The 15,462-nt window shown below is 59.7% G+C and carries 13 protein-coding genes; 4 read left to right on the top strand and 9 right to left on the bottom strand.

The features are described 5' to 3' along the window. Window positions 1-24: 24 nt before the first annotated feature. The 4 genes from ACSQ13_RS08470 to alr form a co-directional block, all read right to left on the bottom strand. Entirely contained in the window at window positions 25-579 is a 555-nt protein-coding gene (locus ACSQ13_RS08470; RefSeq protein WP_176249336.1) for a CvpA family protein, read from the bottom strand. Between the two features lie 29 nt (window positions 580-608). Then, window positions 609-1,976 carry a DNA repair protein RadA gene (radA, locus tag ACSQ13_RS08465; protein WP_176249335.1) on the bottom strand — a complete coding sequence of 456 codons (1,368 nt, stop codon included), beginning with the start codon at window positions 1,974-1,976 and terminating at the stop codon, window positions 609-611. Window positions 1,977-2,101: 125 nt separating this feature from the next. Further along, a complete protein-coding gene (locus tag ACSQ13_RS08460) occupies window positions 2,102-2,542 on the bottom strand; it encodes a paraquat-inducible protein A (protein ID WP_295512168.1) in 441 nt (146 codons plus the stop codon). A gap of 190 nt (window positions 2,543-2,732) precedes the next feature. Beyond that, entirely contained in the window at window positions 2,733-3,767 is a 1,035-nt protein-coding gene (alr, locus tag ACSQ13_RS08455) for an alanine racemase (RefSeq protein WP_176249333.1), read from the bottom strand. Window positions 3,768-4,003: 236 nt separating this feature from the next. On the opposite strand from alr, the gene ACSQ13_RS08450 reads away from it, so the two are divergent. After that, on the top strand, window positions 4,004-5,332 hold the full coding sequence (locus ACSQ13_RS08450) for an alpha/beta hydrolase family protein (protein ID WP_295512170.1): 1,329 nt from the start codon (window positions 4,004-4,006) through the stop codon (window positions 5,330-5,332). A 21-nt stretch (window positions 5,333-5,353) separates the two neighbouring features. Continuing rightward, a complete protein-coding gene (locus ACSQ13_RS08445) occupies window positions 5,354-6,079 on the top strand; it encodes a sterol desaturase family protein (protein ID WP_176249331.1) in 726 nt (241 codons plus the stop codon). Window positions 6,080-6,093: 14 nt separating this feature from the next. Here ACSQ13_RS08445 and ACSQ13_RS08440 read toward each other — a convergent pair whose 3' ends face one another. The 4 genes from ACSQ13_RS08440 to ACSQ13_RS08425 all read right to left on the bottom strand — a co-directional run bounded on the left by ACSQ13_RS08440 (window position 6,094) and on the right by ACSQ13_RS08425 (window position 10,704). Continuing rightward, a complete protein-coding gene (locus ACSQ13_RS08440) occupies window positions 6,094-7,593 on the bottom strand; it encodes a replicative DNA helicase (RefSeq protein ID WP_176249330.1) in 1,500 nt (499 codons plus the stop codon). A 159-nt stretch (window positions 7,594-7,752) separates the two neighbouring features. Then, on the bottom strand, window positions 7,753-8,433 hold the full coding sequence (locus tag ACSQ13_RS08435; RefSeq protein WP_176249329.1) for an orotate phosphoribosyltransferase: 681 nt from the start codon (window positions 8,431-8,433) through the stop codon (window positions 7,753-7,755). 87 nt (window positions 8,434-8,520) lie between these two features. Next, complete coding sequence (pyrC, locus tag ACSQ13_RS08430) at window positions 8,521-9,561, bottom strand: dihydroorotase (protein WP_176249328.1); 1,041 nt, start codon at window positions 9,559-9,561, stop codon at window positions 8,521-8,523. 72 nt (window positions 9,562-9,633) lie between these two features. Next, window positions 9,634-10,704: a phosphoadenosine phosphosulfate reductase gene (locus tag ACSQ13_RS08425; RefSeq protein WP_295512172.1), complete on the bottom strand. Its 1,071-nt coding sequence runs from the start codon at window positions 10,702-10,704 to the stop codon at window positions 9,634-9,636. Between the two features lie 240 nt (window positions 10,705-10,944). Here ACSQ13_RS08425 and ACSQ13_RS08420 point away from each other — a divergent pair, with 240 nt between their 5' ends. Both ACSQ13_RS08420 and ACSQ13_RS08415 read left to right on the top strand, forming a co-directional pair. Then, window positions 10,945-11,856, top strand: coding sequence for an AAA family ATPase (locus ACSQ13_RS08420; protein ID WP_176249327.1), 912 nt, complete (start codon window positions 10,945-10,947; stop codon window positions 11,854-11,856). A 74-nt stretch (window positions 11,857-11,930) separates the two neighbouring features. Beyond that, a complete protein-coding gene (locus ACSQ13_RS08415) occupies window positions 11,931-13,199 on the top strand; it encodes a vWA domain-containing protein (RefSeq protein WP_295512174.1) in 1,269 nt (422 codons plus the stop codon). A gap of 92 nt (window positions 13,200-13,291) precedes the next feature. Here ACSQ13_RS08415 and purL read toward each other — a convergent pair whose 3' ends face one another. Then, window positions 13,292-15,451 (bottom strand): phosphoribosylformylglycinamidine synthase subunit PurL, encoded by a 2,160-nt coding sequence (gene purL, locus ACSQ13_RS08410; protein ID WP_295512175.1) that lies wholly within the window; start codon window positions 15,449-15,451, stop codon window positions 13,292-13,294. Window positions 15,452-15,462 lie beyond the last annotated feature (11 nt).

Below are 15,462 nucleotides of genomic sequence, written 5' to 3'. Positions count from 1 at the left end.
TTGAAATCATTTGTTATTTAGGCGTTATTCGCCGCAAGCACCCACAAGAGCCTCGTAGCGCGAGGTGATCCAGCCAAGGGCTTCTTCGGGGTTCTGGTCTTCGATCTGGCCGGTAAAGCGCCCAAATACCTGCGCAGAGCGGCTTTCGTCGACGATTGTGAAGGTCTGGCCGGTGATCACCGTATCATAAACAAAGAACGCAATCGCCACCAACAAGATGCCGCGCGCCACGCCGAACAGGAAACCGAGGCCCTGATCCAGACCGCCCAGCACAGACCGTTGCACCAGCGATGAAAACAGCGGTGTGAACAGCGACACCACGATCAAGGCGATGGCAAAGACGATCGCGAAAGCACCGATAATGGACAATTCGCAGCTGTCGGCCAGAAATTCGCCAACAACGGGCAGTTCGGTCACAAGCGGTTCAACCTGTGGGGCAAATAGAAACGCCAGAACAGCGGCGGCAATCCAGCCGACGATGGCCATCAATTCGCGTACAAACCCGCGCCCGTATGCCAAAAGCGCAGATAGAACGATGACAAGCGCCACAACCCCGTCAATGATGGTAAAGCCTTCCATGATCGTCTTGCCTTCCTTGGGGGGGGCTGTCAGCCAGCCCCGAAAATTTCGCCTACAAATCCGGTTAGATCGCTCATGGTATTAAGCGTTATGCCGTTTTTGCCCACCGGTTTTCCCCCGGCAGGCGCAATGGCGCTGGTAAAACCAAGTTTTTGCGCTTCTTTCAACCTATTTTCGGTCTGCGTTGCCGGTCTGAGGGCACCTGACAGGCTTATTTCGCCGAAAACAACAGTCTCTGCGGGCAGGGCCACGTCTTCGCGCGCGCTCAGCAGGGCGGCGGCCACGGCCAGATCGGCGGCGGGTTCGGAAATCTTCATGCCGCCTGCGACGTTCAGATAGACATCAAGCCCGGCAAAGGGGATGCCGCAGCGCGCCTCGAGCACCGCAAGAATCATCGCCAGACGCCCGCCATCCCAGCCGACAACCGTGCGCCGCGCCTGCGAATGCGGCGACGGGGCAACAAGCGCCTGCAATTCACACAACACAGGCCGCGTGCCTTCGATGCCTGCGAAAACCACCGATCCGGCAGCCGGTTCGCCACGTTCGGACAGAAAATGCGCCGACGGGTTGGTGACTTCGGCCAGCCCCTGGCCGGTCATCTCGAAGACGCCGATCTCATCCGCGGGGCCAAAGCGGTTTTTCACAGCCCGCAGGATGCGGAACTGGTGGCCGCGTTCACCTTCGAAATAGAGCACCGTATCGACCATATGTTCGACAACACGGGGGCCGGCGATCTGGCCGTCTTTGGTGACATGGCCCACAAGGATCACCGACACGCCGGTGCGTTTGGCAAAACTGGTCAGTTCATGGGCCGAGGCGCGGACCTGGGACACCGACCCCGGCGCGCTTTCGACATTATCGGCCCACATGGTCTGGATCGAATCGATGATTGCCAGATCGGGGCGTTCGGCCTCGAGGGTGGTCAGGATATCGCGCAGGTTGGTTTCGGCGGCCAGTTTGACCGGCGCATCGGCCAGCCCAAGGCGCTGCGCGCGCATCCGGACCTGTGCAGAGGCTTCTTCGCCGCTGACATAGATGGTTTTCAACCCGCTGCGGGCAAAATGGGCGGCGGCTTGCAACAGCAACGTGGATTTGCCGATGCCAGGATCACCGCCCACCAGAATGGCCGATGCCGCCACCAGACCACCACCCAGAACGCGGTCGAGTTCGGCAATGCCGGACTGGCTGCGCGGCGGGGGGGATTCCTTGGTGCTCAGATCGGTCAGTACCATGGCCGACCCGCGCTTGGCCCCGAGCGATTTGCTGGGCGGCCCCGCGGAAATGCCTTTGTCTTGCTGGATCGTGTTCCATTCGCCGCAGCCATCACAGCGGCCGGACCACTTGTTATAGCTGGCACCGCAGGACGTGCATGAAAATGTGACGGGAGTTTTTGCCATATGCCTTTTTGGCTGAGAGCGCAGGCGAGGTCAAAGCAAAAGAACGGATTACCATGCGGCTTTCGCAGGCAATTCGAAAACGCGTTGTTTGGGGTATCGCGTGGCTTGGTCGCAGGGGGGGGAGATCAGCCTGATCTGCGCATGGATGCCTGTGTTTTCCAGCCGATCCAAAGGGACATCAGAATGCAGGCCGTGAACAGATACAGGCCCCATGCGACCTCGATCCGGCCGATGCCCACGCCTTTGGCGAGGGTGATGTAAAGCGCGATCAAAAAGACATCGGCCATGGCGAGTTTGCCGATGAAGTTCAACGCGGGCAGGGCGCGCGGGCTGAGCAGGTCGAATTGCACCAGCGCCAGACCAAGGGTTTTCAGATAGGGGGCAAAGAGCGCGAACACCGTGACGACCAGCGCGAGGAAGATGTCGGAGGCCCAGAGCGCTTGCAGCCCGCTGAGCACTGAAATCTCGGTCAGGCCGAACAGCGGAAGCAGCCCTGCGCGCAAAAGCGGTGCGGCCCAGGCGATGGGATAAAGGAGGAGCAAAGACAGGTTCAGGGCGCGCAGCATGGGGTTTCCAAGACAGGAGGCGCATCTGCGCCATTTGATTTTGCGATCTGCGGGGCGCAGATCGGTGCCTTCGGCGAGGATATTTAAGAGCCAGAGAAGAGGCCAGAGATGAGGCCAGAGAAGAGGGTAGTCAGACCCACAGGGGGCTTCGATCCGGATCAGAGTGGCGCGCAGCGATGCTGCGAGGACGTTACTTTAGATAGACCCGGTCATAGCGTGCGCCCAGCGAGGTCAGGATCTCATAGCCGATCGTGCCGGCAAAGCCTGCAACTGTATCAACGGATTGATGCGGTCCGATCAGTTGCAGATGTCCGGGGATTTCGGCCAGGTCGGTCACATCGACCGTGATCAGATCCATTGAGACGCGACCGACCACCGGCAGCTTGCGCCCCTCGTGGGTGAGTGTGGCACCGTTGCCCAAGGCGCGGATCAGCCCGTCGGCATAGCCGCCTGATACGGTTGCGATTTTGGAGTCCCGCGCTGCTGTCCAGCCGCAGGCGTAACCGACAGATGCGCCTTGGATCACGTCGCGGGTTTGGACGACCGGCAGGTCGAGTGTCACGACGGGACGCGCATCCACAAAGGGCAAACCGCCGTAGAGGCCGATGCCCGGGCGCGTCAGGTCAAAGTGGTAGTCATCGCCCAACAGGATGCCACCCGTGGCCCCCAGCGACAAAGGCACATCGACGCCGGCGGTCATTTCGCGAAAGACCTCGAGCTGGGCGGGGTTCATCGGGTGGTCGGGTTCATCGGCGCAGGCCAGATGCGAAATGATCATTGTCGGGTTTTGCGACAGGGCGATGTCGCGCAGGGCGCTCCATTCTGCGGGGTCCATGCCCAAGCGGTTCATGCCAGAGTTCAGCTGGATGCCAAAGGGATGGCCGGGCAGGGTTTCGACATGGCCGATCAACTGGTCGACGGAATTGATCATCGGGGTCAGGTTGGCCTGACCGATCATATCTGCATCGCCGGGCATGTGACCTGCGAACACATTGATCCGGGGGCCGTCGCCCAGCACACGGCGCAGGGCGAGGCCTTCCTCGGCGACGGCGACAAAGAATTCGCGCGCCCCTTCGGCCGCCAGCACGGGGGCCACGCGGTCGATGCCCAGACCGTAGGCATTGGCCTTGACCACTGCGCCGGTTTCGCTTTCGGACAGGCGGTTGAGCGCGTGCCAATTGGCCGCCAGTGCAGTGAGGTCGATGGTAAGTGTGGCTGTTGTCATGGGTTTTGTTTTGACCGGATGGGCGGCGGCGTCAAGCGTCTGAACGTGCGTGACCCGGATAAAGCGTTGCAATTTCCGGTTTAGGGGGTTTGGCAAAGCGCAAGTTAAGCTGCGCCAAGGGATGTGCCGCTGCGGCAGTTTCGCGTTTTGCTTGCAAGGTGGGCGGAACTCGGTAGCCTATGCCTAACAAATGTCAGGCTGCACAAGGTACTGGCAAGAAGCGGGAGGAGAACCCAATGTCGACCCAGAGATATAAATTCGCGCCGGTGCTGGCTGTGGTGGCGGGGTTTGCCGCACCGATGGCCTTGGCGGAAAACCGGATTGATACGCAGCTGCCCAATGCGCCAGAGCTGGCGGCCTATGGGGAGATGAAGGTTGGCGTGCGCCAGATCGAGCTGGTTCATGGGGGCCAGGTCGACATTTTGTCCATCGATCCGGCAGCGGCCAAGCCCGAGACCCTTCCGACCTATGACCGGCCCCTGACCGTCGAGGTCTGGTATCCTGCCGCCGACGGGGCCACGGGTGACACCGCGTTCAGGGCATTCCTGCGCGATGCGACCACCGAAGTCACCTTGAACGGCCAGGCCATGCGCGATGCAGAGCCTGCGGCAGGCACGGCCTATCCGCTGGTCATCGTATCGCATGGCTATCCGGGCAACCGTTTCCTGATGTCGCATCTGGCGGAAAACATCGCGTCCAAGGGATATGTCGTTGCCTCCATCGATCACACGGATTCGACCTACCGCACCCAGGCGGCTTTCGGGTCGACGTTGGTGAACCGGTCCTTGGATCAGCTGTTTGTGCTGGATGAAATGGCGCGACTGTCGGGCGAGGGGGACTCGTTTCTGAACGGGTTGGTCAATGCCGATACGGCGGGCATCGTCGGCTATTCCATGGGCGGCTATGGTGCGGTGATCACCGCAGGCGGTGGCGTGACCGAAACATCGGTGGGCTATGGCTGGGGCGGGCCGCATGGCACGCTGGCAATCCATCAGGCAGGGTCAGATACCCATAACGCGCTGCCCGATCCGCGTATCAAAACCGCCGTGGCCATCGGCCCCTGGGGCATGAACACCGGCTTTTGGGATGCCGAAGGGTTGAAGGGCATCAAGATACCGATGCTGTTCATGGCCGGTTCGCAAGACATGACATCGCTCTATGAAAAAGGGGTGCGTGCGATCTGGGAAAACGCCAGCGCGACGAACCGCAGTCTTTTGACCTTTGAAAATGCGGGTCACAATGCGGCGGCCCCCATGCCTGCACCGGCAGAATCCTACCGCGATGACGAACGGTTGGGCTTTAACGTCTCGGGGCATTACACTGATCCGGTCTGGGATCAGGCGCGCATGAACAACATCGCGCAGCATTTCGTCAGCGCCTGGATGGATCTGCACCTCAAGGGGAACGAGACGGCCGGCGATTACCTTGATCTGCTCGAGAATTCCAATGACGGTGTCTGGTCAATGAACGAAGACGGTACCCCCAAGGACGATCACAGCTATTGGAAAGGGTTCGACAAGGACACCGCCAAAGGACTGCGCTATGAGGTCAAAGCGCCTGATTAAGTCAAAGCAAAAGGATCCGTGATGACGCGTTTACGCATCATGTTCTCGCACGCTGCCGTGACCGTTATGGCGGTGGCCTGCGGTGCCGGGGTGATCGCATTGGCGATGTTTGCCCCGGTCTGGATCTGGGCGCTGGTCCCCTTGGGGATCGGCGCGCAGATGTTGAATGAATACAACCTGCACCGCTATGTGTTCCACCTGCCGCCGCCGCGCCGGCAATGGGCGTTTGATCTGCTTTATATGGCGCATTACGGGCATCATGATTTCCCCACCCATACCAAGCTGTTTTTCGTCCCGATCTGGGTCGCTTTGCCGATCTTGCTGGTGAACAGTCTGGCGGTATGGGCGGTGCTGACGCTGTTTGGCAGCGCCAATGCCCTTTGGATTGCAATTGCCATAGTGCCTGTGGGCGGGGTGCTGACCTTTCTGGTGTATGAATGGTTTCACATGACCGCGCATTTGAACCTGCCCAAAACGCGGGTTGAACGCTATGTGACCACGCTGCACAACCAGCACCATTTCCGCGATTTCAGCAAATGGTTCCACGTCAGCCCCGGCGGCGCGGTGATCGACCGCGCGATGGGCACGGCAATTGACCGCGAGGCGTTGAAACACCAGCAACGGATTGAATTCATTCGGACTTTGGGGATGCGTCCCGATGACCCGCGCCTTGTGGCAGCGCGGGGCCGGTTTGCCGGAAAATACGATCTGTCAGAGGCGGAAATCGCCCGTGCTGCCAGCGTTTGAGGTGAGGGTAGCGATCAGAACTCCTGATCGCCGTCATCATTGCTTTGCCACGGCTTCACAAGGTTGCCAAAGCGGGTAAATCTGCCCTCAAAGCTCAGGTCCACGGTGCCGATCGGCCCGTGCCGCTGCTTGCCGATCACGACTTCGGCGCGGCCATGCAGGCGCTCCATCTCTTCTTGCCAGATCGCCATCTTGTCCAGCTCGTGATCGCCGGGCTTTTCACGCTCTTTGTAATATTCCTCGCGGAACACGAACATGACCACGTCGGCATCCTGTTCGATCGACCCTGATTCACGCAAATCCGACAGCTGCGGGCGTTTATCTTCGCGATTTTCCACCTGACGCGACAGCTGCGACAGGGCGATGACCGGGATATGAAGCTCTTTGGCGATGGCCTTGAGACCCATGGTGATTTCTGAAATCTCGTTCACGCGGTTTTCGTTTTTGCCGGTGCCGCGCACCAGCTGGAGATAGTCGATGATCAACACATCCAACCCATGCGTCCGCTTCAGACGCCGCGCACGCGCGGATAGCTGGCTGATCGGCAGGGCAGGCGTGTCGTCGATATAAAGCGGGCAGGCTTCAAGCGCTTTTGCAGCATCCACAAAACGCCGGAATTCGGCCTCGGTCATGTCACCCGACCGGATCTGCTGCGACGGGATTTCCGACGCTTCCGACAGGATCCGCGCGGCCAGCTGTTCGGCGCTCATCTCGAGGCTGTAAAAGCCCACAACGCCGCCTTCAACCGCGCCTTCGGTGCCATCATGCAATATGCCACGACGATAGGCTTTGGCGACGTTGAACGCGATGTTCGTGGCAAGCGAGGTTTTCCCCATTGACGGACGACCCGCGAGGATCAAAAGGTCTGACGGGTGCAGCCCGCCGAGTTTTTTATCCATATCAATCAGACCGGTGGAGACGCCCGACAGGCCCCCGTCACGCTGGTAGGCCGCGTTGGCCACGTTAACAGCATCCGTTACCGCCTTGAGAAAGCTTTGAAATCCGCTTTCGGTCTGGCCTTGCTCTGCCAGTTTGTAAAGCTGCTGTTCGGCTTCGACGATCTGCTCGCGCGGTTCCGACATCACGTTAACCTGCGCGGCCTTGGCGGAGATATCGCGCCCCAGCTGGATCAGATCGCGGCGCACGGCCAGATCATAGATCATCTGCGCATAGTCGCGCACAGCAAAGGCGCTGATCGCGGCACCGGCAAGGCGTACCAGATAGGCGGGGCCACCCAATTCTTTCAGACCTTCGTCATCCTCCATAAATGCCTTAAGCGTGACCGGCGACGCAAGGTTGTTCTTGGCGATCCGCGCGCTGGCGATTTCGAAGATACGGGCGTGTACGGGATCATAGAAATGCTTGGGGCCGATGATCGACGCCACACGGTCGTAGATATCGTTATTGGTCAGGATCGCACCCAGCAGTTGCTGTTCTGCCTCGATCGAATGGGGGATGGTTTCGGGTGCCTGAACCGTCAGATCGTTGGTGTTGATGCTGGAAATCTCATTCATTTGCCTTGTACCCCTACTGCGCAACTGCCCCGGTCTTGGACTTAGCCGAGACAGAGGGGCACCTGCAAATTGTATAACTTGTGGATAACCCTGCTGTTTGTGGATACTACAGGATTTTGTGGAAAAATATAGACCAACTACCAGATAGGGGGTGTGGTTTTAGAGTTTTTTCCGCGCGTCCTGCCATTCTTTCGGCGCGTTCAAAAACGCCTCAACCTCGCTCAGGGTCTCGGCGTCAAAGGCGTTTTGCGCTTTCGCTTCGGCCAGGACATCCCACCATGTGCACAGGCTGTGCAAGCTAACCCCATGGTCACCCAAGGTCTTTTCGGTCTGCGGGAAAATCCCGTAGTAAAAGATCACTGCCGTATGCGCACAGGTGGCCCCGGTTTCGCGAATCGCGTCGACAAAGCTGATCTTGGACCCGCCATCGGTGGTCAGATCCTCGACCAGCAACACACGCTGGCCTTCGGTCATTTCGCCCTCGATCCGCGCGTTGCGCCCGTAGCCTTTGGGCTTCTTGCGCACATAGGTCATCGGCAGCGCCATACGTTCCGCGACCATCGCGGCAAAAGGGATACCTGCGGTTTCACCGCCCGCGATGTTGTCAAACGCCTCGAACCCCGCCTCGCGCATCACGGTGACGGTCAGAAAATCCATCAAGGTGGCACGAATGCGCGGATAGCTGATCAGCTTGCGACAATCGATATAGGTGGGGCTTGGCAGACCCGACGCCAGGGTAAACGGCTCGGCGGCGTTGAAATGCACCGCCTTGATCTCAAGCAGCATCCGCGCCGTCAAACGCGCCATTTCGGTCGAATCGGGAAAGCTGGTCGGGATCATCTGGGTATCTTCCTTCTGGGGTGGCCTAAGGCTTCTCTGGCTTTCAAATATCCTCGCCGAAGGCATAAAGTCTATGCCAATGGCGGATCAATCTAGCGCGACGCTCCAATTGAGCGGCATCATCGGGTCAAACACGGTCACAGGCCCTTCGGCTGTGTCAATGTGGTCTGGATAGGTGGCTGGCGTACGGGTCAGGGTCATGGTCTGCGTATTTGCAGCCAGCCCGTAAAACGCGGGGCCGTTCAGCGATGTGAACCGCTCAAGCTGGTCCAGCGCGCCGTCCTGTTCGAACACTTCGGCCAGGATCGACATGGTATTGGGCGCGGTGAAACAGCCCGCACATCCGCAGGGCAGCAATTTGTTGGCATCCGTATGGGGGGCCGAATCTGTCCCTAGAAAGAACCGCGCATCGCCGGATGTCGCGGCCTTGCGCAGCGCCAGCCGGTGGGTTTCGCGCTTGGCGACAGGCAGGCAATAGTAATGCGGCTTGATCCCCCCGGCGAGGATATGATTGCGGTTGATCACCAGGTGATGGGTGGTGATCGTCGCCCCAAGGTTTTCATCAGCCGACATGACATAGTCGGCGGCATCGGCTGTGGTGATATGTTCCATCACCACCTTCAACCCTTGATGGCGTTTGCGGATCGGGTCCATCACGCGCTCGATGAACACGGCTTCGCGGTCAAAGATATCAACGGCAGGGTCGGTCACTTCGCCATGTGTACACAAGGGCAGACCGATTTCAGCCATGCGTTCCAGCACAGGGGCCACCTTGTCGAAATCCGACACACCGCTGGCAGAATTGGTCGTCGCACCGGCGGGGTAGAGCTTTACGGCAGTGACCAGTCCGCTGGCATGGGCCGCGGCCACATCATCCGGATCGGTATCTTCGGTCAGATACAGCGTCATCAGGGGCGTGAAATCCGCGCCTTCGGGCAGGGCGGCCAATATCCGGTCGCGATAGGCGGCGGCATCTGCACCGCGCACCACAGGGGGTACAAGGTTCGGCATGATGATCGCGCGGGCGAAATGGGCGGCGGTATGGGGCAGCACAGCGCGCAGCATATCGCCGTCACGCAGGTGCAGGTGCCAATCATCGGGGCGTCGAAGCGTCAGTGTTTGTGTCATGGCCGATCAGCTAGCACAGGGTCATGATCCGCACCAGAGGGCGCGGCGATTTCCCCCGCCGTGATCGGGCGATTACGAGGCCTCGGAAGATCTGTTGAGCGTCTGGGGTGCCTCCGGGGCGTTTTGCACCTCGGCTTGTGGTTCGGTCACGTCCGCCACCGGTTTGATCTCTCCGGTCTCGGCCTCCAGTTCCTTTTGCTTTTTCATCCCTTCGACCAGGCTCAGCTCTGCCTCGATCAGCTTTTGCTTGCGGGCAAAGCGGGGGGCCTGCATGCGCGCGTTCACATAGCGGCACAGGTGCAGAATCAGCTTTTTGCGGTCGTCCGCCTCCAGCGTGACCAGCAGGGATTTGAAATAGCTGCGGTGATCGCGGCGCGCGCGATAAAGCCGCGCAAAACTGACGGTGTTCAGTTTCTCTTCGGCGGCAAGGGTCAGCAGTGATTCCAGCTGGTCGATTTGCAGCAGTTCGCTTTGCAGGGCCAGCCCCATATGCCGCATGCGCAGTTTGGTGACATTGGGACGGGTGAACAGGCTGGCGTGCATGGCGTCCAGAACAACCTTGGGGTCATATAGAATAAAGGCTTCATGTGCGGCATCCAGCATATCGGGCGCATAGCCAAAGCGTGACGTGAAATCGGTGCGGCGCATCTCGGTAAAGCGGTCGTCCCATTCGGTGACCCGCGGGTCCAGCGTTGCCTGGGGCTGGATGCAAACCACCTGCGCCCCGGGCGATGCCACAGAATAGGCTGCCGCCGCATAGCCACCCGGGCCTGCGCCGTAAAAAACAACCCGCTCGAATTCATCAAAAAACCCGTCGTCAATCAGGCGGTCAAAACAGGCATAGACGGCGGGGTCGCGAAACCAGGTATCGCCTTCGCTTGCGATGCACAAATGCGACCAGTCATAGTTGCGCACCATCTCCCAGCCCAGAGGTTGCGAGAGCGCCGACAGGGCACGCATGCCGTTGATCGTCTCGAATGTGACCAGCAAGGTGGGCTTGCGCTCCACAAACATCGCGTAATGTTTCGCGCCCAGATTTTGAAAAAACCCTTCTTCCTCAGCCACTTCCGACACGGCTTGCAGCCAGTCGTCCTTTTGAAGGTCGGCCAGCGACGTTTCGATCGTGAATGGTGCATCGATCATTGTTGCGTCCTCAATCGTGGTTTTTTCGCGCATTTCGCAGGCGCCGTTAAGGAAAGTTAGCCTTCCAATGCGGCAGAATTGCGGAGAATGATTGCGCATTTCAAGCCCAAGGCAGCGCAGTTTTCCGTAAGACGCATCATTTGTAGGGGCAATATCCGCCATGCGCGCCGCCAAAACAGGCTTGGCCCTTGACCGCAAGCCGACAGGATGCACCTTTGGGTGATCAAAAGAGAGGACACCATGACAGATATATCGTCAATTGACGCCGTGCAGACCATGCTCGAAAGCCAGGGCTACATTTGTGGCCGCGCCTTGGGGACGGTGGTGTTTCTCAGCCTGAAACTCGGCCGCCCGCTGTTTCTTGAGGGCGAGGCAGGGGTCGGTAAAACCGAAATCGCCAAAGCACTGGCCGCAGGGTTGGACCGCAAACTGATCCGCCTGCAATGCTACGAGGGGCTTGATGCGTCCTCTGCCGTGTATGAATGGAACTTTCCCGCGCAAATGGTCGCGATCCGCACCGCCGAAGCCGCAGGGGATACATCCCGCAAGGCGCTGACAACCGAATTGTTCAGCGATGAATTCCTCATTGAACGCCCGCTGCTCGAGGCAATGCGCCCGGACGAACGCGGCGCACCGATCCTTTTGATCGACGAACTTGACCGCACCGATGCCCCGTTCGAGGCCTTCCTGCTCGAAGCGCTCAGCGATTTTCAGGTCACGATCCCCGAACTTGGCACGATCAAAGCCCCCGAACCGCCCATCGTGATCCTGACCTCCAACCGCACCCGCGAGGTCCATGACGCGCTGAAACGCCGTTGTCTGTATCATTGGGTGGATTATCCGGATTTCGACCGCGAGATGGAAATTCTCAGGGCCCGCGCGCCCGAAGCCTCCGAAGCCCTCAGCCGTGAGGTGGTGGCCTTTGTCCAGCAGTTGCGCACCGAAGACCTGTTCAAGAAACCCGGCGTTGCCGAAACAATCGACTGGGCGAAATGCCTTCTGGCGCTTGATGTCATCACCCTCAGCCCTCAAGTCATCGCCGACACGCTTGGCGCGATCTTGAAATACCAAGACGACATTGCCAAACTCCACGGCTCCGAGGCGAAGCGCATCCTCGATCAGGCCAAGGCAAGTCTGGACCCGGCCAAATGACCGCCTTTTTCATTCCAAATGGAAAAAAATCCTCGGGGGGGCCGGGGGGCAGACAGCCCCCCGGGGTCTAAGTCATGGCCGAACTTCCCGATCTTGAACTCCCCGATAACCCGAAACTTGCCGGCAATATCACCCATTTCGCCCGCGCCTTGCGCCGTGCGGGCTTGCCGATCGGGCCGGGGCGGGTCATCGACGCCATTCGTGCGGTCGAGGCGGCGGGCTTTACCGACAAGGTCGATTTCTACTGGACGCTGCATGCCTGTTTCGTGAACCGCCCCGAACACCGCACGGTTTTTGCACAGCTTTTCCGCCTCTACTGGCGCGATCCGCGCTATCTGGAACATATGATGGCGGCGATGTTGCCCGCCATTCGCGGGGTGCAGGAAGACCGCCCCGCCCAAGCCGCCGAAAAACGCGCGGCCGAAGCATTATTGGACGGTGCCGAGGCCCCCCAGCAGGAAGACGGTGCGGAGAAAGAGCCCGAGGAAACATTGATCGAGGTCGATGCAAGCCTGACCATGTCGTCGCAGGAACGTCTGCGCAGTCTTGATTTCGAACAAATGAGCCTTGCCGAGATGGCGCAAGCCAAGCGGATGCTGGCGCGGCTGACTCTGCCGGTGAAACCCATGCCCTCGCGGCGCAGCATGACATCGCCGAACGGGCGCATTGATGTTCAAAAATCCATGCGCGCGGCCCTGCGGCGCGGTGGTGAAATGCATAAACTTACGCTCAAAAAGCCGCGCCCGCGGTACCCCAATCTGGTTGTGCTTTGCGACATCTCGGGCTCGATGAGCCAGTATTCCCGCGTTGTGCTGCATTTCCTGCATGCGGTGAGCAATGCCAAGGGGGCGGGGTGGGCACGCGTCCACGCCTTTACCTTTGGCACCCAGTTGACCAACATTACCCGCCATCTGGCGACCCGCGATGTGGATGCGGCGCTCAAGGCTGCTGGCGCGCAGGCGCAGGACTGGGAAGGCGGCACGCGCATCGGGGCCTGTATCGAGGCGTTCAACCGTGACTGGTCGCGGCGGGTCATGGGGCAGGGCGCTGTTGTATTGCTGATCACCGACGGGCTGGACCGCGACAATCCCGACGATCTGGCGCGTCAGATGCAGCGGCTGCACCTGACGGCGCGGCGGTTGATCTGGCTTAATCCACTGTTGCGGTGGGACGGTTTCGCGCCCAAGGCCGCAGGCATCCGCGCGATGTTGCCCCATGTGGACAGCTTTCGCGCCGGTCATTCAATCGCGTCTTTGGAAGAGCTGGCGCAGGTGATTTCCCGGCCCGATGATATGGGGGAAAAGGCGCGGCTGATGGGGATGCTGGAACCCCCGAAGTCCTGACGCCATCACTCATGAAAAATCACCCATGAAAAAGCCCCGCCAAACAGATGTCTGACGGGGCTTTGGGGTTTTAGATTACTTGCCTATGTGAATTAGGCAAAGGTCTCGGCAAAGGTGTTGCGATACGTCGCGCTCAGTTCGGCCAGCGGTGCGGTGACGCCCCCAAGGGTGACCTGATCGCCGCCGAATTTGCCGACACTTTCCAGATGCAGCCCGGCTTGGGAGGCTGCAATCATCAACGCTTCGGCTTGATCAAAGTTGCACGCAATCAGATAGCGCGCCTGATCTTCGCCAAACAAGGTTTGCGTGTCGGCCGAGTCGAGCGAAACGCCAACACCCGCTGCATCCGCCATTTCGAAGGCGGCCAGGGCAAGGCCCCCGTCGGACAGGTCGGTACAGGCTTTGATCATCGCGCGGTTGTTGCGGATAAATTCGCCATGGGCTTTTTCGGCTGCCAGATCGACGCTTGGCGCATCGCCATCGCGGCGGTTGAACACTTCAAGCAGCAGGGCAGATTGACCCAGATGGCCCTCTGTCGCGCCCAGAACCAGCGCCACATGGCCTTCCCGGACGTCTTTGCCGATGATGTCGTCGATATGGTTCAGCAGACCCACAGCGCCGATGGTGGGGGTGGGCAGAATGCCTTTGCCGTCGGTTTCGTTATACAGCGACACGTTGCCCGACACGATGGGCATGTCCAGCGCCGATACCGCTTCGCTGATGCCTTTGATCGCGCAGACGAACTGGCCCATGATCTCGGGCTTTTCGGGGTTACCAAAGTTCATGTTGTCGGTTGTCGCCAAGGGCAGGGCACCAACGGCGCACAGGTTGCGATAGGCTTCGGCGACGGCCTGTTTGCCCCCCTCGAAGGGGTTGGCTTTGACATAGCGCGGCGTCACATCCGAGGTAAAGGCGATGGCCTTGTCGGTACCATGCACCCGCACAATGCCTGATCCCAGACCGGGGGTACGGGTGCTGTCGCCCATGACCATGGTGTCGTATTGTTCGTAAACCCACGCTTTGGAAGCATAGTTCGGGCTGGCCACCAACGCGCGCAAGCCGTCGATCGGGTCAACACCGGGCACATCCGACAGGGGTTCGGCGGCAGGGGTTTCGACCCAGGGGCGGTCATATTCGGGGGCATTGCCTGACAGCGCTTTCAGCGGCAGGTCGGCTTTGACCTCGCCGTTGTGCACGATCAAGAAGCGGTCCTCGGCGATTGTTTCACCGACGATGGCGAAATCAAGGTCCCATTTGTCGAACACGGCTTTGGCTTCGGCCTCAAGCTCGGGGCGCAGAACCATCAGCATGCGTTCTTGGGATTCGGACAGCATCATTTCGTAGGCGGTCATGTTGAGTTCGCGGGTTGGCACTTTTTCAAGGTCCAGACGCACACCAAGGTTGCCCTTGTCGCCCATTTCAACCGCGGAACAGGTCAGGCCCGCGGCACCCATATCCTGGATAGAGATCACGGCACCGGTGGCCATCAATTCAAGCGTGGCTTCCATCAGGCGCTTTTCGGTGAAGGGGTCACCGACCTGCACTGTGGGGCGTTTGTCTTCGATTGTGTCGTCAAATTCGGCCGATGCCATTGTGGCACCGCCAACACCGTCGCGGCCGGTTTTCGCACCCAGATACACAACAGGCATGCCGACGCCCGAGGCTGCGGAGTAGAAAATCTTGTCTGTGTCGGCCAGACCGGCGGCGAATGCGTTCACAAGGCAGTTGCCGTCATAGGCCGTGTCAAAGCGGACTTCGCCGCCGACGGTCGGCACGCCAAAGCAGTTGCCGTAGCCGCCAACGCCCGCGACCACACCGTGCACCAGCTGGCGCGTCTTGTGGTGATCGGGCGACCCGAAGCTGAGCGAGTTCATGGCTGCGATGGGACGGGCACCCATTGTAAAGACATCGCGCAAAATGCCGCCAACGCCGGTCGCCGCACCCTGATAGGGTTCGATATACGACGGGTGGTTGTGGCTTTCCATCTTGAAGACCAGCGCCTGGCCGTCACCGATATCAACGATGCCCGCGTTTTCGCCGGGGCCGCAAATGACCTGCGGTCCTTCGGTGGGCAAGGTGCGCAGCCATTTCTTGGACGACTTATAGGAACAATGTTCGTTCCACATGGCCGAGAAGATCCCAAGCTCGGTAAAGGTGGGTTCGCGCCCGATGATATCAAGAAGACGTTTGTATTCGTCGTCATTGATCCCGTGGCTGGCGATAAGGTCTGGCGTGATGGCTGGTTCGGTCATGGTGCGGATAT

Source organism: Sulfitobacter sp. SH22, assembly GCF_965641905.1.
Lineage (GTDB): Bacteria > Pseudomonadota > Alphaproteobacteria > Rhodobacterales > Rhodobacteraceae > Sulfitobacter.
The sequence above is the reverse complement of the archived record's forward strand: the minus strand, read 5'-3'. Positions and strand labels throughout refer to the sequence as shown.

Coding starts and splice junctions, on each gene's coding strand:
- ACSQ13_RS08470 (WP_176249336.1), bottom strand. CDS start 579: ATGGAAGGCTTTACCATCATTGACGGGGTTGTGGCGCTTGTCATCGTT.
- radA (WP_176249335.1), bottom strand. CDS start 1,976: ATGGCAAAAACTCCCGTCACATTTTCATGCACGTCCTGCGGTGCCAGC.
- ACSQ13_RS08460 (WP_295512168.1), bottom strand. CDS start 2,542: ATGCTGCGCGCCCTGAACCTGTCTTTGCTCCTCCTTTATCCCATCGCC.
- alr (WP_176249333.1), bottom strand. CDS start 3,767: ATGACAACAGCCACACTTACCATCGACCTCACTGCACTGGCGGCCAAT.
- ACSQ13_RS08450 (WP_295512170.1), top strand. CDS start 4,004: ATGTCGACCCAGAGATATAAATTCGCGCCGGTGCTGGCTGTGGTGGCG.
- ACSQ13_RS08445 (WP_176249331.1), top strand. CDS start 5,354: ATGACGCGTTTACGCATCATGTTCTCGCACGCTGCCGTGACCGTTATG.
- ACSQ13_RS08440 (WP_176249330.1), bottom strand. CDS start 7,593: ATGAATGAGATTTCCAGCATCAACACCAACGATCTGACGGTTCAGGCA.
- ACSQ13_RS08435 (WP_176249329.1), bottom strand. CDS start 8,433: ATGATCCCGACCAGCTTTCCCGATTCGACCGAAATGGCGCGTTTGACG.
- pyrC (WP_176249328.1), bottom strand. CDS start 9,561: ATGACACAAACACTGACGCTTCGACGCCCCGATGATTGGCACCTGCAC.
- ACSQ13_RS08425 (WP_295512172.1), bottom strand. CDS start 10,704: ATGATCGATGCACCATTCACGATCGAAACGTCGCTGGCCGACCTTCAA.
- ACSQ13_RS08420 (WP_176249327.1), top strand. CDS start 10,945: ATGACAGATATATCGTCAATTGACGCCGTGCAGACCATGCTCGAAAGC.
- ACSQ13_RS08415 (WP_295512174.1), top strand. CDS start 11,931: ATGGCCGAACTTCCCGATCTTGAACTCCCCGATAACCCGAAACTTGCC.
- purL (WP_295512175.1), bottom strand. CDS start 15,451: ATGACCGAACCAGCCATCACGCCAGACCTTATCGCCAGCCACGGGATC.